General features: G+C 37.2%; 14 protein-coding genes. 5 read left to right on the top strand and 9 right to left on the bottom strand.

What is annotated here, in order from left to right:
- Positions 1-17 precede the first annotated feature (17 nt).
- Together IPJ83_00350 and IPJ83_00345 are read left to right on the top strand one after the other, a co-directional pair.
- The gene (locus tag IPJ83_00350) at positions 18-1103 is read left to right on the top strand and encodes a PA0069 family radical SAM protein (GenBank protein MBK7878997.1); all 1086 of its coding nucleotides are present in this window, start codon (positions 18-20) and stop codon (positions 1101-1103) included.
- Positions 1104-1372: 269 nt separating this feature from the next.
- Positions 1373-1744: a hypothetical protein gene (locus IPJ83_00345; protein MBK7878996.1), complete on the top strand. Its 372-nt coding sequence runs from the start codon at positions 1373-1375 to the stop codon at positions 1742-1744.
- A gap of 102 nt (positions 1745-1846) precedes the next feature.
- On the opposite strand, the gene IPJ83_00340 is transcribed toward IPJ83_00345, so the two are convergent.
- A complete protein-coding gene (locus IPJ83_00340; GenBank protein ID MBK7878995.1) occupies positions 1847-2425 on the bottom strand; it encodes a nicotinate-nucleotide adenylyltransferase in 579 nt (192 codons plus the stop codon).
- The gene (dnaN, locus tag IPJ83_00335) at positions 2425-3531 is read right to left on the bottom strand and encodes a DNA polymerase III subunit beta (protein ID MBK7878994.1); all 1107 of its coding nucleotides are present in this window, start codon (positions 3529-3531) and stop codon (positions 2425-2427) included. Before dnaN ends, IPJ83_00340 begins: the two co-directional genes overlap by 1 nt.
- 133 nt (positions 3532-3664) lie before the next feature.
- Here dnaN and IPJ83_00330 point away from each other — a divergent pair, with 133 nt between their 5' ends.
- Together IPJ83_00330 and IPJ83_00325 are read left to right on the top strand one after the other, a co-directional pair.
- Positions 3665-4942 (top strand): insulinase family protein, encoded by a 1278-nt coding sequence (locus IPJ83_00330; protein MBK7878993.1) that lies wholly within the window; start codon positions 3665-3667, stop codon positions 4940-4942.
- Between the two features lie 74 nt (positions 4943-5016).
- Positions 5017-6684: an MFS transporter gene (locus IPJ83_00325; protein MBK7878992.1), complete on the top strand. Its 1668-nt coding sequence runs from the start codon at positions 5017-5019 to the stop codon at positions 6682-6684.
- Positions 6685-6743: 59 nt separating this feature from the next.
- Here the strand turns inward: IPJ83_00325 and IPJ83_00320 are convergent, their stop codons facing one another.
- The 4 genes from IPJ83_00320 to IPJ83_00305 form a co-directional block, all read right to left on the bottom strand.
- A complete protein-coding gene (locus IPJ83_00320) occupies positions 6744-9515 on the bottom strand; it encodes a T9SS type A sorting domain-containing protein (GenBank protein MBK7878991.1) in 2772 nt (923 codons plus the stop codon).
- A gap of 213 nt (positions 9516-9728) precedes the next feature.
- The gene (locus tag IPJ83_00315; protein MBK7878990.1) at positions 9729-10655 is read right to left on the bottom strand and encodes a UDP-3-O-(3-hydroxymyristoyl)glucosamine N-acyltransferase; all 927 of its coding nucleotides are present in this window, start codon (positions 10653-10655) and stop codon (positions 9729-9731) included.
- Between the two features lie 21 nt (positions 10656-10676).
- Positions 10677-13448, bottom strand: a complete 2772-nt coding sequence (gene polA / locus IPJ83_00310) for a DNA polymerase I (GenBank protein MBK7878989.1) — start codon at positions 13446-13448, stop codon at positions 10677-10679.
- A gap of 74 nt (positions 13449-13522) precedes the next feature.
- Positions 13523-14383, bottom strand: coding sequence for a M48 family metallopeptidase (locus IPJ83_00305; GenBank protein MBK7878988.1), 861 nt, complete (start codon positions 14381-14383; stop codon positions 13523-13525).
- 110 nt (positions 14384-14493) lie between these two features.
- Between IPJ83_00305 and IPJ83_00300 the strand changes: the two genes are divergently transcribed.
- Positions 14494-15168, top strand: coding sequence for a DUF4397 domain-containing protein (locus tag IPJ83_00300; protein MBK7878987.1), 675 nt, complete (start codon positions 14494-14496; stop codon positions 15166-15168).
- Between the two features lie 73 nt (positions 15169-15241).
- On the opposite strand, the gene IPJ83_00295 is transcribed toward IPJ83_00300, so the two are convergent.
- The 3 genes from IPJ83_00295 to IPJ83_00285 all read right to left on the bottom strand — a co-directional run bounded on the left by IPJ83_00295 (position 15242) and on the right by IPJ83_00285 (position 20378).
- Complete coding sequence (locus IPJ83_00295; GenBank protein ID MBK7878986.1) at positions 15242-16018, bottom strand: enoyl-CoA hydratase/isomerase family protein; 777 nt, start codon at positions 16016-16018, stop codon at positions 15242-15244.
- Between the two features lie 21 nt (positions 16019-16039).
- Entirely contained in the window at positions 16040-19123 is a 3084-nt protein-coding gene (locus IPJ83_00290; GenBank protein ID MBK7878985.1) for a M1 family metallopeptidase, read from the bottom strand.
- Between the two features lie 274 nt (positions 19124-19397).
- A complete protein-coding gene (locus IPJ83_00285) occupies positions 19398-20378 on the bottom strand; it encodes an endonuclease/exonuclease/phosphatase family protein (GenBank protein MBK7878984.1) in 981 nt (326 codons plus the stop codon).
- Positions 20379-20383 lie beyond the last annotated feature (5 nt).

Here is a 20383-nt window from a genome sequence, read left to right as displayed (position 1 = left end):
AAACTCAAATCCCTTATATGTCAACCGATCAAAACCAAAGCAAACCATCACGGGGTACTTCCCTGCATCTCACCAACCGCTTTCATAAAACCAACACCGTAGCCAGTCCGGAAATGAATCAATTACCGGCTGAAGACCGGCAGGCCGACTTATCCAAAACCCAAACCATCGAAGTAAAGGCCAAGAGTATGATTAACAAGGTCTCCAGCCCGGATTTATTTATGGAATATTCACTGAATCCATATCAGGGTTGTGAGCATGGCTGCGTTTATTGTTATGCACGCCCTACGCACAATTACTGGGGATACAGTGCTGCAGATGACTTTGAAAATAAAATTCTGGTAAAGGCAAATGCAGTAGAAGTCCTTAGTAGAGAACTCAAGTCCAGAAAATATCAGGTGAAGCCGATCATGTTGTCGGGCAATACAGATTGTTACCAGCCGGTAGAAAAAAAATACCGGCTTACCCGACAGATTCTTGAACTCATGTTGGCCTGGCGTCACCCGGTAATGATCATCACTAAAAATGCACTCATTCAGCGAGATCTGGATCTGCTCAGTGAACTGAATAATCTACGTCTGGTTCAGGTGGCGATTTCGGTTACGGCAGCCCATGATCGTACACGCAGGGTCATGGAACCAAGGGCTTCCACCATCGCCAGCCGGTTCAGAACCATCCGATTGTTGGCAGAAAAGGGAATTCCGGTCCATGGCATGTTGGCTCCCATCATTCCAGGAGTTAATGACATGGAAATCTTTGACATGGTCCAGCAGGTTGCCGAGGCAGGTGCTCAAACGGCTTCTTATCAAATCGTTAGGCTGAATGGGGATCTCCAGCCCATTTTTGGCCATTGGTTGGATGAACAATTTCCGGATCGGAAGGAGCGCATTTTGAATGGCATCCGATCCAGTCATGGTGGCGAATTAGGGGATTCCCGTTTTGGAATGCGAATGAAGGGTGAGGGAAACATTGCCGACATCATTCGTCAACAGTTTAAGCTCGCCCATACCCGTTTTATGCCAAAAACGGAGCGGCAAAGCCTGAGGACTGATCTGTTTCGTCCGATAAGAGGAAATATGAGAGAACTTTGGGAGTTGAGCTAATTCGTTACTATGCTAAGGTAAAATTTGGGGAACAGGAGAATTTGAAAAAGCAACCTGGATGATGGAAATAGAATGCAAACGAAGGAACACCATGAGTTTGAAGATTAAACGAGAGATAAGTGTGCAACCAGTCTTTGCCGACAAGAATACTGTTTAAAGTTTGCGGGTTTTTCCTGATAGTTGGTAGCAATTTATGGAAGTAGAATTAATTTCAAAAAGAAGAAGTTCTACAGTAATATGAATATATTTGTTCAATAAAGACCAGAATCATGAAAACCTTAATTTTTAGTATTTTATTTTTGGGCATGACAGTTGTTGCACAGGCACAATTGTCCACCAGTGACATTTTCACGGAAGAAAGCATTAATTATATAAAGATCCAACTGGATGTCCACGGCCAGGTGTCCGGAAAAATATCAGAAGTGGCGAAGGGGGAATGGCAGATTTCTGCTTTGGGTACCATCCCTAAAACAGACCCTAAAAAATTATCTTCCCCACTAACGGAGGAACAGGTGGATACGCCTGAAGCAGCAGTGAAAACGGCTATTGCTTCGTATCAGGCATCCGGCAAATCTTGTACTGAGTATAGAATTCAGAAAAGAGATGAACTCTGGCAAGTGTTGCTGCTGGATTGTCAATAAATTTTTTAGCTGATTTGTTTTTATTGGGTGGTATTGACATTTATTGATCTTCTCTGCTTTTTAGCTTAAGTGAATTTCAGGAGAAAAATCAATTTTCAAGGCTTAACTTTTGTAAAGCCTGGAATCTTCAATCGCTTCTATTACCTCCTCCGGCACCATATACCTTATGGATTTTCCTTGCTTGATCATTTCGCGGATTTGGGTGGAAGATATGTCCAGGAGTGGGGCGTCAGTAAAAACAATGTTGGGGTGTTTGGCCAGTTCAGTTTGATCGTTGTAGTTGGGTCTTTTATAGATGTAGATTTTAAATTTTTCCATCAATAGCTCGTAATTTTTCCACTTAGGAAGGCTGATCAGATTATCGCCGCCCATAATCAGGGCAAATTTATGTTCCGGGTATTTTTCCTTAAGATGGGTAAGGGTATCTATTGTGTAGGATGGTTTGGGTAGATGGAATTCGATGTTGGATACTTGTATTTTGGGGTTGCCTTCAGCAGCGAGCCTTACCAAATGGAGTCTATCGTAGTCACGTGCAAGGCTTGTTTTATTTTTTAGTGGGTTGTGTGGACTCACCACCATCCAAACCTGATCTAAATCTGTCTCATTCAACAGATGTTGGGCAATGATCATGTGACCGACATGAACCGGATTAAAAGAGCCGAAGAAAAGCCCGATGTACATCAATAATTAGTCACCACCAACATCAGCAGGTCTTCACCCGGCATTTGCTCCTGAGGAAGAATGATGGCCGGCTTAGTAGAGCTGCTGAATTCAAAATTCACGTTTTCACTTTCGATAACGGTGAGCATCTCCAACATGAATTTGGCATTCAAACCAAGGTTGATGGCTTCACCTTCATACACACAGCTCAGTTGTTCGGTAGCTTCATTGTTGAAGTCCAAATCCTGAGCAGTGATGGTCAGGCTTTTATTTTGGATATTCAACACCACCTGATTGGTAGTTTTATTGGCAAAAATAGAAAGTCGCTTTAGTGAAGAAATCAATTCTTCCCTTGCCACGGTCATTCTGTTCGGATTGTTTGCTGGAATTACAGCATTGTAATCCGGGAATTTGGCTTCAATCAAGCGGGTGGTAAAGAGCACATTGTCAAATTCAAAGAAGGCCTTTGATTTTCCAAAATAGATCACCACCTTACCGTCTTTTGGAAGAATCCCCTTAAGACTAAGCATAGATTTCTTAGTCAGCAAAAGGCTTGAAGCTACGTCCGACTGAATATCCAGAAAACTATATTTTACTAATTTATGTGCATCGGTGGCTGCAAAGGTCACATGGTTAAAATCAATGTTAAGGTTGATTCCACGCATACTTTGACGCATTTCGTCGTTACTGGCAGCGAAGAAAGTTTTATCAATCCCTTTTTGGATTTGGATAGAATCCATTTCGATCCGATCCTCATCGCTTGGTTTTTCGATTTCCGGAAAATCTTCGGCCTTCTCTCCCACCAATTTATATTTACCGGAAGCAGAAGTTATCTCAATACCTCTTGTTTCTGTATTGATTACAAAATTAAGCGGTTGTTCGGGTAGAGACTTTAAAGTCTCCAGCAAGGTTTTACCTGGCACCGCAATTTTTCCATTTTCAGAACCATTCACTTCAACCTCCGTGTTAATGGTCATTTCAAGATTGGAGGAAGCGATGGATAATTTGTTTCCTTTAAGATCGAGCAAAAAATCCTCTAAAACCGGCATAACGGGATTTGCACTCAATGCGCTGGAAGCAATTTGAAGTGGTTTTAACAGGGTTGAAGTGGAGGCAACAAATTTCATAATATTGGATTTTTATTCTGGAAACGCAAAAATACGCCCCAGGACCTTATCCTCGGCATGATTGGTAAATATTCTTTCAGTTATCGAATTATTCTCATCATTTTTGCCTTTTCTAAGCAACATTAACTTACCGGTGAAAGAAATTGTACAACAAGAGTGGCCATTGATCATTGCAGGTCCCAATTGGGAATTGAAATTGCCGGAGTTTGACACCATTCAGATTTCCAATGGCGCACTGGTTTATTCTTTAAAATCCAATAAGGAGGGCTTGTGTTACCTTGAGTTTGTTTTTGAAAATGGCCGCTTGACGGAACATAAGAAGCTAAGTTCCAGGATGTGTGCTTCTCAAATCCAGGAAGGGACTCAGAAATTTTCCAATCCGGAAATAGTTGATTTCTTTGATTATTATGGCTGTTCTTACAGTATTCATGCGGATTTGGACTTTACGGTAATGTCGCTCAGTTGTCTGGAGAAACATTTTGAAACCATTGCAAAGTTTGTTGTGGATTTGTTGACCACTCCGATATTTCCGGAAGATCAGCTGGTGAAGGGAAAGGTATTTCTTTCTTCACAATTAAGTCACCAACTGACTGAACCGGACTTTGTTTCTTATCGGGAGTTTACTGCTCATCTTTATGGAAGCCATTCACCCTATGGTTACAATTCGACGCCTGAACTCATCGCTGACCTCAATAGGGAAGATCTCATTTTGTACCATCAGGAAAACTATGTGGCAAATAGACTAAAAGTGTTTTACTGCGGGGCATCCAAAGGTTTGGAGTTTTGGGAAAGATTATTGGGTATTTTTCCAAACCATGGTAAAAATGAACCCGTTAAAATGACAATCCACCATCCGGAAGTTTTGAATCATCATACTGCCATGGCCAATTGTTCTCAAACCAGTCTAAAAATCGGTCTTAAGCTTTTCCCCAAAACACATGATGACTATTATGGAATGTACATGTTGAATACTATATTGGGCGATTATTTTGGATCAAGATTAATGCACCATATTCGCGAGGAACACGGCTTGACGTATGATATTCATTCTACCATAGATGCTCAGACTCATGATGGATGCTTTTACATCAGTGCTGAATTAAATCCTGAATCCAGGGAAAAATCTATTGAAATGATCAAAAAAGAAATTAAAAAACTTCGTTCCAAACCTGTTCCGGAGCAGGAATTGAACATGGTCCGGAATTATCTCAATGGTCATCTTCTAAGACTTGTGGATGGCCCCTTTCAATCCATATTATTCCTTAAAATTCTACTTACAGAATTTAAGACATTGGAAGCCTTTGACAAATTGGTTCAAAAGATCAGATATGTTGATCAGAAGGACTTGATGGCCTTGGCTAATCAATACCTGATTGCAGAAGAAATGTCTGTGTTTTCCGCCGGGGCTTAAACCGTCTTACTTAAAAGAATCCAGGGTCCAATTCTCAACAACACATTGTATCTTACGGCCCAAACAAGACCAATATGACACAGACTGTTAAGACAAACTACAGTGCGCTCACCACTTTAATCACTGTATTTTTCTTTTGGGGCTTTATTGCGGCCGGTAATGGTGTATTTATACCATTTTGTAAAAATTATTTCAAACTGGATCAATTTCAAAGTCAGTTGGTAGATTTTGCTTTTTATGGAGCATATTATATCGGAGCTTTGATTCTGTTTATCATTGGTGCTGTGAAAGCTAAAGATCTGGTATCGAGTTGGGGTTACAAACGCAGTATTATTTATGGACTTTTGTTTTCACTGATGGGAGCTATTGCCATGATATTGGCAGTAAAAACCGGCTCCAATGAAAATGGATTCAGTTTTTTTCTATTTGCATTTTTTATTCTGGCGTTGGGTTTTTCTTTACAACAGACAGCTGCAAATCCATTTGCCATGTTGCTTGGTGATCCTGCGACAGGGTCCCACAGAATAAATCTAGGAGGAGGCATAAATTCATTTGGCACAACCATTGGCCCAATTGTGGTTGCGCTGGTGTTGTTCGGTACCACTTCTGTCAGTGATGAAATGTTGAATTCATTAAGTCTTGATAAAGTAACGATTTTGTATGTCTGTGTTGGTCTGTTGTTTATGGCAGCAGCAGTTTTATTTGCGAGTTCGAAGAAAGTTCCACCAGGATACTTTGATGCCAATATAGAACCTGCAAAAAAAGCAATGTGGACTATGGTGTTGATAACCATAGGATTGTTTTTGTGCTTTACCCCTGTATTCAACAGTTATAAAACAGATGCTTCCGGTTTGGGAGATACAGAAAAATTGGCTTTGGAGAATTACAGGATGTACTGGCTCATTGCAGCCTTACTTGTTATTTTAGTTGGATTGACATTGGCAAATCAATTTTCCAAAAAGAATAAAGCAGGTTGGGGAGCTTTGCAATATCCTCAGTTGGTATTGGGAATGATTGCCATATTCGTTTATGTCGGGGTGGAGGTAAGCATCCAAAGCAACATGGGAGAATTGTTGAAAAGACCCGAATATGGCTCCTTACAAGCTGCAGACATTGCACCATATATTTCTATGTATTGGGGAAGTTTAATGATTGGTCGTTGGACAGGTGCAATTCCTGTTTTTGATTTGAATGCAAGAATGAAGACCATTCTGATGGTGATCGTACCCATCGTTGCATTTGGGGTAGTGATTGTACTCAATATGATTGCGAACAAAAACATGAGTCATCTTTATTATTACATTTTATGTGTGCTGGTTTTGGTGGCTGCTTTTTTTGTGAGTAAAGACCGCCCTGTTTTCACCTTGATGTTATTTAGTGGACTTAGCCTGGTGGCTATGGTAATTGGATTGACTACCACCGGTCAATTGTCTATTTATGCATTTTTGAGTGGTGGATTGTTTTGTTCGGTGATGTGGCCTTGTATATTTTCTCTCTCTCTGGCGGGCTTGGGAAAATATGAAACACAGGGTTCCGGTTTTTTAATCATGATGATACTTGGAGGAGCAATAATTCCACCGCTACAAGGTAAATTGGCAGATATCCCTACGATTGGAATTCATCAATCCTATTGGATTACTGCTGTATGTTTTACTTACCTTTTGATATTTGCAATGGCTATAAAATCGATACTAAAAAGACAAGGAATCGATTACGATCAACAAGTAACCGGAGGACATTAAGGTATTTTAGATTTTATGAATTTTAATCCATTTAATGGATTTGTTCCATAAATTTGAATTTAAAGTTTAAAGATTTTCTTTGTGGCAATCAGATTATTTCCATTTTTGATTTGAAGCAGGTAGATGCCTGGTAATAGATGAGAAGTAGAGAGGGAAAAGCTATTTTCGAAAAAACGAAAACCAATTTCAGATATAAATTTTCCATTTATATCAATCAGGTTCAATTCCAGAATATTAGAAGACTCCAATTTTGAGTTTATAACAATCAAATTTTGTAATAAATTATGATGTATTTCAATTCCTAAGATACCTGGATTGTTGCTAGAGTTCACAAAATTTAGTAAAAATGGACCAAGATATTTGCTGCAAGAATTTTTATCAGTTACTAAACAATAGTAGAATCCCCTTCCAAGAGAATCAGCTTTTGGGAATGTGTCGTTATTACTCCATTTAAATTTGTAAGGAGGGGTTCCACCAACTATAAATAATTCAATACTTCCATCCATGGAAGAAATATTTGGTTGTATAATTTCTACCTTTAAGGTATCCAATAATTCAGGTTCGGGAATTTTGTACCCGGTAACCACAAACTGACACATAGATTGATCAGTGATCGTGCAAGTATAAATTCCGGGTCCTAGATTTTCTATGAATGCAGTTGTATCATTATTATTCCATTGGTATCTGTACGGTGGAGTTCCTCCTTTAAGAATTAATTCAAGAGACCCATCCATAAAACCATTGCATCTTATGTCTTTTCCATTGATATAATCCAATTCAATTTGTGGTATGGAATTTATTTCAAAATTTATAGTATCAATACATTTTGAAGGAAAGAGAAGTGAAAGGGTATATTTACCAGCAATCAATGAATCCATTCTAATTCCTGGAAAATATCCATATATCCAATTTAGTTTGATAAGATTTAAATCAAGATCCTTTAATGTAATTTTACCAAATTCCTTTCCGCATTGCGGAGTAATAGAAATTTGATAATCTGGAGATTTGAATTTTGTTTCATCAGCACCAATATCTATAGTTTTTTCTTGTATTCTATCTTCCCCATCAATATCAAATACAGGATTGAGAGAATCAATAAGTGCGACAGTACCTTTATTTAATGCAGGAGAACATGGAGAAATATGACCTATGCTATCCAAAAATAGCGGGTCTGTATCAAACAAATTATTATTGCCAAACCTATATTTAAATCCAGAGGTAGGAAAATTGGGAATGTTAATAATTTTTTTAATTTCAAAATTTTTTACTCTTGAAGAGTCTAAGTTAAAAATATTAAAATCAACATTTGAATTTCCTCCAGTTGTCTTAAAAAGTTGAAGAGAATCATTTAAATTCAATTTTGCAAAGATGTTATTTTGAATGACTACCGGCACATTAAGAGAACTAGATTCTTCACAATGAATCTCAAATAGTTGAAAATTGTTGAAGTAAAAGGTATTATTTAAAATCGAATTATTGGATTGTTTATTCTGAGTAATTTTGAATATTGGAGCGGATTTATTTTTTATAAAAAATATGTTATTGTAAATTCTATTTTCAAAGGACAAGTTAAAATTAGGCATTGTAGATGTGGAATTCCAAATAATGTGGTTATATTCAAAATTTAAAGAGGCACTTAAATTTCTAATAACAGAAGGAAAATTTGAATTTGATAAAATTTCAAATTTGTTATGATTTACCATTACCATGCTATTAGATAATTCCAAACAATTTTTTAAATTTCCAACATCTTTAAACTGGAAAATTTCAGACAGCCGAAAATAATTATAACTTATTTTCACAATATTTTTACCTGCAGATATGGTTATATTATTGGAATTATTATCATGCCAAGAGTTATGTTTAATAAGTATTTCACTTTTGCCAAAATTATATGAATTAAAGTAAAGATTAGAAAATGAAAAGTTATCTTTAAAATAATTTTCACTTATATTAATTTTTGCATTATTTGATAACAGGTCAAATCTTAAATCTGAGGAATTGGAAGAAAAATTTGATTCAAATTTATTTTGTTGAAATGTAAAGCTATCTTTGGCACATATTGAAATTTCAGATATCCCACCTGGACTTATGTTATTTTGGAATACATTTTGAGAAATATCAGTAATTAAATTCAATTGATTGCTCAACACTTTTATCAATAGCGCAGCACCATTTTTCAGAGCTATATTATCTATAAAAGTACAATTGCAAATTGATAACAGTCCTGAATTGTAGAAATTGAAATAGAACCCTGCACCTGCACTCAAAGTTCGATTGTGTCGGATTATGCAATTTCTTATGTTAAAATTAATTATTAAATCAGATTGGTGGCCTTCATAATAAAGCGCTCCACCTGATTTAAAATATGTTGGGGCAGAAGGGTCAGTTATTCGTGGGTATGCATTTTCTATTATGAATCCATCCAAGGTAAAATTCAGCACTTCATGATGTATAAATAAAACTGTAAAACTATTATCACTAGAATCATTTGGCATACCGATATCGCCACTTAAAATGCATAAATTTTGATTAAGATTACGCTCTGAGAATAATTTTTCATTTCCTGAGAAGCCTCCATAGAGATGAATGTCATTTTTGAAATCAAACGCAATCGATGGATCTGTGGTTTCGGTAGGGAAGTAAACTCCACTTGCAACCCAAATACTGTCGTTTGGAGCGGCGTTGAAAATTGCGATGGTTAGATTTTGGTAGGCATCCTTCCAATTCTTACCATCATTCAAACCTGTTGCTGATTTCGACACATATATGACATTGGAATGCAAGTTAAATGAATGGCAAAGTAAAAGGAGGAAAAAATATTTTCTCATGCGTAGAATTTAAGTATTGCCAGTAAATTTAAATTAAATTATCCAAAAAAGGAATAAAATTCAATGAAAATTTAACTATACTGCTTTAGGAATAAAATTCTACACTTTAAAATAAATTTGTGATGTTGTTCAATTTAAATATGATTATACACTAACTAAAAGCAAAAATCTTTTATTTAGTACACTAGGAGAAAAGGAGTAAAAAAAAGGGGTTTATTTTCCTCTGATCAGTTTTGGTAAACCTCTTAGAGCAGCCAATTCGCGGTACTTAACAGAAATTTCTTCTGCGGGTGCGCCAAAATATGTTTTACCGGCTTCTAAATTTTTAGAAACTCCTGAAGTTGCGAGTACCGTAACATTGGATTCTATGACAAGATTCTGTGCTACGCCAACTTGTCCATAAAGGACTACATGATCTCCAATGATTGTCTTACCACCGATTCCTACCTGTGCTGCAAAAAGACAATGCTTTCCTACCACTACGCCATGTCCTATATGTACCTGGCAATCAATTTTAGTTCCTTCTCCAATGATGGTATCTCCGGAAACGCCTTTATTGATGGTGGACCCGGCGCCAATTTCCACATGATCATGAAGAATGGTTCGACCACAGGAGCGCCATTTGACAAAACCGTCTTTGGTCTTTTTATAATAAAAAGCATCTGTACCTAAAATAGCTCCCGCCTGTATTCTGCAATGATTGCCAATGACCGTATATTCTCCAATATAAGCATTAGCCTGGATGTAGGAACCCTCTCCAATAACTACATGGTGGCCAATGATTACCCCAGGTTCAATGATGGCTGTAGGATGAATGTTTGCTGTGTGTGCGTAGTTTGTTGTAAGGACTTGTTCGGGTCTGATTGAAGTCACAAGTTGATTATAAACTTCAAAAGGTTGATCACAGACCAATAAAGTCTTGCCCGGAGGGCAATCCGTTTCTTTATTAATAAGAATTATGGTAGCAGCAGAATTTATGGATTTAGCATAATATTTTTCGGCATCCACAAAGGTTAAATCCCCGGCTGTAACTTTATGTATTTCATTAATTCCATAAACCATTTGGTTTTCTTCCCCAATAATTTTGAGAGAGAATTTTTCGGCAAGGTCCTTTACATGGATGGGTTGAACTAATTTCATATCAATGGCTTTCCGTTTTGTTTAATGTGCTTCTAACCAATTATTGCCGCTACCAAGACCAACTTCCAGAGGAACACGAAGACCTGGAATAGCATTTTTCATTTCGTAAACAACAATTTCCTGAACTTGTTTGAGTTCTTCTTTCAGGACGTCAAAGACCAATTCATCGTGCACCTGAAGAATCATTTTGGTTTGTAGATCTTCTTTACTTAAACGATCATGAATTTTAATCATCGCCAACTTTATAAGATCGGCGGCGGTGCCTTGAATTGGAGTGTTTACAGCTACCCGTTCAGAATTCGTTCTCGCTAAGGCATTTTTGGAATTAATATCTCTCAATACTCTTTTCCTTCCAAGAAGTGTTTTCACAAATCCGTCCGAGCGTGCAGCTTCCACTACACCACTCATGTATTTTTTCAGACCGGTATATGTATTGAAATATTGATCGATCAATTCTTTTGCTTCTGTACGGGAAATACCCAATTGACGAGAAATATTTGTGGATCCAGCACCATATAAAATTGAAAAGTTCACCGTTTTTGCGTTTCGACGCTGGTCTACGCTGACGGCTTCATAAGGGATACCATAAACTTTTGCTGCAGTGGCGCGGTGGATGTCCTGTCCTTTGATGAAGGCATCCATCATGGCTTCTTCGTTGCTGATGTCTGCGATCAATCTTAATTCTATCTGGCTATAGTCCGCTGAAAAAATCAGATGATCTTCATCTCTTGGAATAAAGGCTTTTCTGATTTCTCTTCCTGCTTCATCTTTAATCGGGATATTCTGCAAGTTTGGATTTTCTGAAGCAAGCCTTCCTGTTGCTGCCCGGGCTTGATTGAATGAGCTGTGCACCCTTCCAGTTTTTTGATTGATCATCAAGGGTAAGGCATCCACATAAGTAGATTTCAATTTTGATAATTTGCGATGTTCCAGAATGGTTTTTACCACATCATTTTCACTCGCCAATTCGTTGAGTTTTTCTTCGTCTGTACTATATTGATTAGTGCTTGTTTTTTTCCATTTATAGGGTATTTTTAATCGATCAAAAAGAACCTCACCCACTTGTTTCGGGCTTGCTATATTAAATCTAACACCTGCTTTGGTGTAAATTTCACTTTCTGTAATTTCAATTTGTTTACCCAATACTTTACTGTAGTTATTAAGAAAATCAGCATCGATTTTTACGCCTGCATGTTCAATATCACACAGTACTTTAACCAATGGGAGTTCAATTTTTTGTAAAACATCATTTACCTCAAATTGTAGAATTTCTTTTTCAAGAACAGGGTGGAGTTGTAAGGTTATGTCCGCATCTTCAGCAGCATACTCCTTAATTTTTTCCAATGGAACATCTCTCATAGAACCTTGCTCCGCGCTTTTCTTACCAATTAATTCTTCTATTCCTACCATTTTATAATTGAGATAGGCTTCTGAAAGAAAGTCAAGTTTGTGTCGAAGATCAGGCTCTATCAGATAATGTGCAATCATGGTATCAAAATACGGCCTGGGCATATCGACGCCATATTGGAGCATCATCAGCATGTCGTATTTTATATTTTGGCCAACAAATTTTTTATTTGTGTCTTCCAGAATGGTTTTAAATCTGTCTACTAATTGTTGAGCCTTTTTCTGATCCTTATCCACAGGTACATAATAAGCTTCTTTTGGTTTGAAGGCAAAAGACATCCCCACCAGTTCTGCAGCTGTAGCATCTATTCCAGTGGTTTCTGTATCAAAGGAAACCAATTTTGAAGAGTGCAATTTGTCTAAAAGATGCAAGAGATCTTTTTCTTCGGTAACCAAGTGATATTCGTGCGGAGTATTGTAGATGTCATGGTCAGAAACTTTATATTCTGTCGATGGCAATGGTGTTTTTTCTATTTTCTCTTCTACGCCAAAAAGTAGATTGGAGGCTGTGCTTGAATGACCACCCAAAACCGATTGTGCCAATGAACGAAATTCAAGTTCTCTGAATAATTCGGCCAGTTTTTCTTTATTGGCACCCTCTATTCTATATGCTTTTTCTTCAAATTTGACCGGAGCGTCCAAACTGATGGTAGCCAGTTTTTTGCTGAGTAGGGCCTGGTCAGCAAATTCTGTTACTTTATCTTTTAGTTTACCACTGATTTGGTCTTTATGTGCAATAAGGTTTTCAACTGTATCAAATTCCTGTAAGAGTTTTACAGCAGTTTTTTCTCCAACACCAGGTATTCCTGGAATGTTATCCACAGCATCGCCCATTAATCCAAGCAAATCTATTACCTGATCCACTCTTTTTAGTCCCCAGGACTCCACAATTTGCTTTGGACCTAATACATCCACGCCATTTCCTTGTCGTGAAGGTTTGTACATAAAAATATGATCTTCTACAAGTTGTCCGTAATCTTTATCCGGGGTCACCATGTACACATCAAAACCTTCTCCGGCAGCTTGTTTGGCTAAAGTTCCGATTACATCATCGGCTTCGTAAGACTCGGCCGTAACAATTGGAATGTTAAAGGCTTTTACAATTTCTTCAATGTAAGGGAGGGCGATACTTATATCTTCAGGTTGTGCTTCGCGGTTGGCTTTGTATGCGGGAAACTCTTCATGCCTGAAGGTCGGACCATGTAAGTCAAATGCTACTGCAATATGGGAGGGTTTTTCATTGTTGATGATGTCCCAAAGAGTTCTGGTAAAACCGGAAATGGCGGAGGTATTTAGGCCTTTTGAATTTATTAGGGGTCGCCCAATAAAGGCATAATGAGCCCTGTAAACCAAAGCGTGCCCGTCTAATAGGAAAAGTTTTTTCATAACTGTTTAATGCTGGGGGGCTAAGATAGGAAGATTGCGGAAGGAGGAAAATATTATCCTAAAAAAGGGAATGTCTATTGTCCTTGTCCATTTTGCTTATTTGCTTGCCGGTATTGTTCAATAGCTTCTTTGATCTTTTCCTTTCTGTTTTCAGGATCAGGGTGCGTAGAGGTGAACTCTTCACGACTCTGTCCGCCGGATGCTTTTTTGAGAATTTCCATTACACCAATAAGTTCTTCAGGTTGAAAACCAGCATCCATCATAAAACGGACGCCCAAATTATCTGATTGAAGTTCCTGATCGCGACCGTATTTCAGACTGATAAGGGCTGCAATTTGTTGTGCGGCTTGAGCGGATTGATAATCTCCCATGGCAATTCCGGCTGCTCCCGCGATTCCTTGCCAAAGCTGATCCTCTTCTATACGCTCTCCTGCGTGTCGGGCGACCACATGTCCGATTTCATGACCCAGAACCCCGGCCAATTGGTCTTTTGTTTGCAATTGATTAAAAAGTGCTCTGGTAATAAAAATTTGGCCCCCAGGCAAGGCAAAAGCATTGATGGTATTGGGATCTGCCAGCAAATGAAACTGGTATTGATAAGGCGTTTTCGAAGCAACGCTATTTTGTACCAAACTGGCTCCTGTTTCCTGAACCAGTGCCTGAGCCCTTTGATCAGGATCCATTCCCCCATACTCCTGAATCATCGCAGGTTTAGATTGCAGACCGATAGCAATTTCTTGTTCAGGAGTTAAACTGATGTGTTGATTTATACCTAAATATTCATTGTAGGTTTTTGTGGAGCAATAGCGGAAATAGGAAAAACCAGCTATCACAAGGGCGATTATTATAGGAGCACCAAGTCTTAATCCACCTCCGCGAATGTTGTTACCACTATAGGACTGCCTGAAATTGGGATTGTTTCTGAATAAGTTCATATTTTGGACTTTAGTACTTCATGCAACAAAATACAAATAACCACGTTATCATCACTATACCCGACCCATTTTCACCCTTTTCCAAGTTTTCCTAATTTAATTAAATTAATATGAATAGAATTGTGTATTTGTTTAGTGTTGCTATTGCCCTTGGTAGTTTGTTTACCTTGAATTCCTGCAAAAAAGAAGAGGATCCAGGTCCGGCTAAAGTTGCTTTCATTAACGCTTCTCCTGATGGTGGAATTATGAATGTGGTCATTAAGGATTCGGCCAGTTATTTTGGGTCTGTAGGGTTTTCCAGTTTCTTGAGTTACAAGAATGTTGACCCAGGTAATCAGGTCATTAACCTTAAAGACAAGGCCAATGGAAGCACATTAATTAATTCAACTTATGATTTTGAAGGGGATAAGGCATATACCTTGGTCGCTGTAAACCAGAAATCTAGCCTTGAAGTTATTGTATTTAATGACACGCATGACACTCCAGATACTTCAAAGGCCTATTTGCGTTTTGCGCACTTAATTTCAAATGGACCTTCTGTCGATATTTATATTGATGGCGTTAAGGTTACAAATAGCCTATCGTACAAACAATATACAAATTTTGCCAGTGTTGCAGCAAAGCCTATTACGGTGGAAGTTAAACTTCCGGGAACCAGTATTGCTTTATTCAGTCTTGCTAATTACAAGGTAACTGCAGGAAAGAGTTATACCATTTTTGCCTATGGATTAATTGGTGGAAGCGGATTGAGCGCACCGGGATTAAATTCCATGTTGAACAATTGAGTGTTTTTCGTTCGTTAGTAATAAAAAAAGAGGTGGAAAGTATTTTTCACCTCTTTTTTATTTTTCGGAACATTTATTTTCCAATAAACCCGGGCTTTCTTTTTTCTATAAAAGCGTCCACACCTTCCTTGAAATCCTTGGTTTGTGCAGCAAGTATTTGAAATTTTAATTCAGTTTCTAATTGAGCTTCTAATGCATGATGAGTCGATTCATTTAGAGCATATTTAGTATAAACCAAGCCCTTGGTTGGCATATCTGCAATTTGGGCAGCCAACGATTTGCTTGACAATTCAAAATCTTCATTGGCAAACACTTTATAAATCATACCCATTTGTTGGGCTTCATGAGCAGATACTTTTTCTGCGGTCATCATTAAAGCAGAAGCCCTTTGCCAGCCAATTAATCTCGGCAACATAAATGTACCACTGCAATCGGGAATCAAGCCTATTTTACTAAAGGCCTGGATGAAAGAAGCTCCTTCATTTGCAACCACAATATCGCAGGCCAGAGCAAGATTTGCCCCGGCACCAGCAGCCACACCATTTACAGCAGCAATTACAGGTTTGTTTAATTTTCTAATGCGCAAAATTAATGGGTTGTAATGTTCCTCCAGAATGGTCCGGATTTCGGGACCATCAGGATCTATAGCTTCTTTTAGATCTTGCCCTGCACAGAAAGCTTTTCCCTTTCCTGATAAATACACAACCCTGATATCTTCATTTGCATACGCGAGATCCAATGCTTCCTGCAATTCAAGTGACATCTCCCGATTAAAACTATTAAAAACATCAGGTCTGTTGAGATAAATATAAAGAATGTGATTATCTGTTTGTACTTCTAAGTTTTTCATGATGGTAAAAATATATGATGTTTAAATAAGGCTTAGAATATCATAAAGTTTAAAAAATTTAATCTGAAAAGAGAAGCAGATTTGCTGGGAGTATGAATTGGCATTCAGGCTTTTATAAAGATCGCGAATGTTTGAAGAATGGTATAGGGGAAAATATATGTTCCAAACGTCTCCGGGCACATGAAGATTTATGCCTCCACTCATCAGCCAAACATTTTTGTCCGATGAATTATCATCCATATATACTACATCAAAATATGGACGAATGATATTTCCTATATATTTAACCGGAATATCTGTACTCAGATTAATTGCAGTCAGAAAGGAATTGGTATTTCCAAGATTGCTTCTTTGACTTATCCCCGGAGCAATTTTCATTCCACCCTGGCGTATCATAATTTGTTGGGCCCAAATACCTTTATCCCTGCTTCTGCCCAGGAAAAGATTTTCGTTGGTATAATCGTGATATCCCTGAAACGCTGCACCTGCGGAACCACGAACAAAATTCTGTACATTTCTCGCAGCAATCGCTGAGGATTTTCGCTGTGAATTTAATGGAAAGAAAGAAGTAGCTAATCTTAATTCAAAGAATCTTTTATTCTTTATCCGAATTTTTTGATTAAATTCAAGATCTGCCCTTAGGTAATTTTGTTTTATAGAAAAGGCATCATTATAATTTTCAAATTGCAGCATTGCGCTAAAAGACTGAGGCGATAAGATTTTTGGGTTTTCATAAATATACTTGAGCTCATGTATTTGATTATTGAGATGTACTACATTAAATGTAGAATCAGGTGCATTAAAATTGCTCACTTCATCCCTAATGTAATGAAACTGGTAAGCCAGCTTAGATTGGATATATTTTGAAGGAGGAGTATTAAAGGTAAATTCTAAATAGGGGCTAAGCTGAACATAATTTAAAGCTTCATTGAAAACTTGTTTTTCATCGTAGCCAAATCTTTTGGCATGAATACCAATTTTAATGGAATGGATTTGACCCTCACTGAAATGTTTTTTCCATGCAGTATGGGCTTTACCGCTTAGACTCTTATTCCCAAAAGAATACATTGGCATGGCATTAAAAGTCCAGTCTCTTGGTGGAAAATAAGGCTGAGAAAAATACAAACCCGCCATGAATCCATTGTATGAATTTCTACCGATAACAGGAGTGATTCCAATCTCGGTTTTTGCAGGATTGTCTACTACCGGAAATAGTTTCACCTGAAGTGGTTCAACTTTCTTAAAAATTCCATGCGCACGAATCGTGTTGTTGTGTCGATACAAATCATAACTTTGAAAATTTGGATCGATTATGTAATGGTCTGCATTAAGATTTGGTATACGTATTTTTTTATTGCCAAAAAAACCATCGACCCACGCGGAATATTTTATTTGATCATCTTGCAGGCATGCAATTTGGAATGGTGCCGGGACCTGTCCTGAATTTTTAAGTAAAATCTCTACAGAGTCATTTTGATGTTTGATGGCACGGATGCTGTAATCCATTTTCTTATTGGTAGTTAGAAAATAGTGGAATAGCCAGTCCATATTTTTATTGGAATTTTCAGTAAAAATTTTCTCAAGATCTTCCGGGTATGGATGTTTGAATTTCCAGGATTCATAATATTTTTTCATGATCCGGTCAAAATCAATCAAGCCAAGATATTCCTCGGCATCTTCAAAGAGTTTGGCAGACTTGGTGTACACATCAGTTCCATAATTTATGAGACTAAAGTTTTCACTTTGCTGGTCGGGAAATTGATCCAGGTATGACCTTCCCATGTATTGATAAATTAATTCGTTATCATCAAACCCACCAGTGAATTTGGATAAAATTCCAAGATTTGAAATGGAAGAATTTGGGTAATATTCTTCCATATATCTGTCTTCATAATAGGAATTAATTCCTTCATCTAAAAATGGATGTTCCCTTTCATTGGATGCCAGTATTCCATAGAACCAATTATGTCCTACTTCATGGGTTATTACTTCATCCAATCCTTTTGAAAATCGCTCATTCCCTATTACGGTGATCATGGGGTATTCCATACCTGCCCCTGCACTTAAAGCACTATGCACTGCGATTGCCTGCGGATAAGGATACTCTCCAACATGTTTTGAGTAGAAGGCGACAGCCCGGCCTACAAATTTTACCGCATCTGTCCATGCACCAAGGGTATTAAACATAGCCCAGGTAATAACTTTTTTACCGGATTCCAGAATTATTTGATCTTGTTGGACATAGAATTGTTTATCTGCAAACCAGGCAAAATCATGAACCATTTGTGCTTTATATCTAATGGTTTTTAAGGTTCCTGAAGAAGGCACTATTTTCGAAAATTTATTTATTCCATCTTTGATAAATTGATTGGTTAATAAAATTCGTTGATTCAAAAATTCTTTTTCGCTATCAGTTTCCAGAGTTCCGGTAGCACCAACCACATAGTTTTCAGGAATTTTAATAGTGACTTCAAAGTTTCCAAACTCTGAATAAAATTCACCCTGATCCAAATATGGCATTAAATGCCAGCCTTTTTTATCATAGACTGCGGGTTTGGGATACCATTGTGTTATTTGATAGGTTTGATCCACATGACCCAAACGACTAAAAGATGTAGGAATTTTAACTGTAAATGGGGATTCAATATTTATTGTTTTGCCTGGCAAAAGCGGTTTATTTAATAGCAACCATGCCTGGTCGGATTGATTTTTCAGGTATTCTAATTTTGTTTCATCCCCATCAACAAGAAAGTGAAGGTTGTATATTGATCCCAGTTCGTTAGTTTTTGCATCATAAAATTCGGTTTTTCGATGTAATAATTTTTGTTTACCAAAAGCAGTGTTATTGTTTGAAAAAGCGTTTGGCCAAAGATGCATCCCGATTCGGTCTAGTACATCGGGACTATTATTTGTATACTTCATATTGATTTTACCCTGAAGAATGTGGTTTTCATCATCTAGGGTAACTTCAATCTTATAATCCACAAACTGTTGAAAGTATTCTTTTTGTTGAGCTAAGCAATTCACCTGATTAGAGCCAAATAGAAAAATATAGAGCAAAAGGAATCTTACAAGGAGTAGATGGACATTTAGATTTTTTATCATTTTATTTTCAACTTGTTTTAAAATCATTTAGTAAAAAAAATTGCAGAATATTAAAAAAGAAATTTTACGAAACTTTAGCCAATATCATCCTGAATAAAGTTCAATATGAAATTTCATTATAAAATCCTTTTGAATATGTACCAGGAACATGCATCCTATTGAAGTAATGAATTAAATATTCATTCATGTAAAATATTAAATTTAAAATAATTCTGAATGAAATACTAAGTAAAAAGGCAGTACAAAACATTTCTACAGTTTATGGATTGAATAGTTAATATTTTTGAGGAGTAGTTGTTTCTTTAATAAATTGATATTTTCCAAGTATACCAATAGGATTAGCGTTTGAATCTGTAATTACATTAAAGTAGGAACATTCAAAGTCCTTACTGAAAATGATTTCACCGTTTGGTGCATTAAAGACACTTAATAGGGTTTTGTTGTTTAATCCTTCGTTATTCTGTCTCCGGCTAGATGTTAGGTTAGTTTCATTTCTGAATTCTCTTAATTCTCTGGACCAAGGCTCAATATTTAAATTAGTCGCAAGAATTTTAGGTAAAGGAGATTGATTTAGTGCACGGGAAAGTGTATCCAAAAAGGAATTTAGTTTATTGTAATCATGAAGGGTAAAAGGAGGCGTACTGTTACAAATTCCAACGATGAAATCCTGATTTTCAGAATTTTTTAAGTGTGCCAGTACCACAGGATTGTTCAAGATTGATATGGTATCTGATTTCAGAATTTGTTTTTTACTAAAAATTCCTTTCCCTAAAGGGTCAATACGTACAATCATAATGTTTGATGGATAGTTTTTGACGAAAAAATCCATCAAGTCCCGCCATTCAGGAGTCAGTTCCTCGAAAATAACCAAATCAGCCTGGATGCTGTCTAAAATTCTAAAGGTATTGTTTCTGTCATCTGTGCTTAGTGAAGGATTGGCAAATAATACGGAAATGGATATATCTGTATTTTCAGACGCAAATTTTATGGAGGTATTGAAGGATAAATGCAAAAACAAGGCCAGAAAGCCAGCACAGCCAAAGGCAATGTATAATATCCAATTGATGTCCAGGAACATAAAGATAATTCCGATAACCAAACAGCCAAACATCCAATATGTCGCATATTTTGCAATCTGCTTTACGAATAGATATTCCGGTGGAAACAAAAACAGAGTACTGATTCCAAGGATTCCAATAACCACTGACCATTGAAATATTCTGTTATTAAACCAATGTGATTCCTTAGAATTCAAGTAAG

It is taken from the genome of Candidatus Vicinibacter proximus (assembly GCA_016713905.1).
Classification (GTDB): domain Bacteria; phylum Bacteroidota; class Bacteroidia; order Chitinophagales; family Saprospiraceae; genus Vicinibacter; species Vicinibacter proximus.
This window is presented reverse-complemented; position numbering and strand designations above follow the sequence as displayed.

Coding starts and splice junctions, on each gene's coding strand:
- IPJ83_00295 (MBK7878986.1), bottom strand. CDS start 16,018: ATGAAAAACTTAGAAGTACAAACAGATAATCACATTCTTTATATTTAT.
- IPJ83_00290 (MBK7878985.1), bottom strand. CDS start 19,123: ATGATAAAAAATCTAAATGTCCATCTACTCCTTGTAAGATTCCTTTTG.
- IPJ83_00340 (MBK7878995.1), bottom strand. CDS start 2,425: ATGTACATCGGGCTTTTCTTCGGCTCTTTTAATCCGGTTCATGTCGGT.
- dnaN (MBK7878994.1), bottom strand. CDS start 3,531: ATGAAATTTGTTGCCTCCACTTCAACCCTGTTAAAACCACTTCAAATT.
- IPJ83_00300 (MBK7878987.1), top strand. CDS start 14,494: ATGAATAGAATTGTGTATTTGTTTAGTGTTGCTATTGCCCTTGGTAGT.
- IPJ83_00345 (MBK7878996.1), top strand. CDS start 1,373: ATGAAAACCTTAATTTTTAGTATTTTATTTTTGGGCATGACAGTTGTT.
- IPJ83_00325 (MBK7878992.1), top strand. CDS start 5,017: ATGACACAGACTGTTAAGACAAACTACAGTGCGCTCACCACTTTAATC.
- IPJ83_00315 (MBK7878990.1), bottom strand. CDS start 10,655: ATGAAATTAGTTCAACCCATCCATGTAAAGGACCTTGCCGAAAAATTC.
- IPJ83_00320 (MBK7878991.1), bottom strand. CDS start 9,515: ATGAGAAAATATTTTTTCCTCCTTTTACTTTGCCATTCATTTAACTTG.
- IPJ83_00305 (MBK7878988.1), bottom strand. CDS start 14,383: ATGAACTTATTCAGAAACAATCCCAATTTCAGGCAGTCCTATAGTGGT.
- polA (MBK7878989.1), bottom strand. CDS start 13,448: ATGAAAAAACTTTTCCTATTAGACGGGCACGCTTTGGTTTACAGGGCT.
- IPJ83_00350 (MBK7878997.1), top strand. CDS start 18: ATGTCAACCGATCAAAACCAAAGCAAACCATCACGGGGTACTTCCCTG.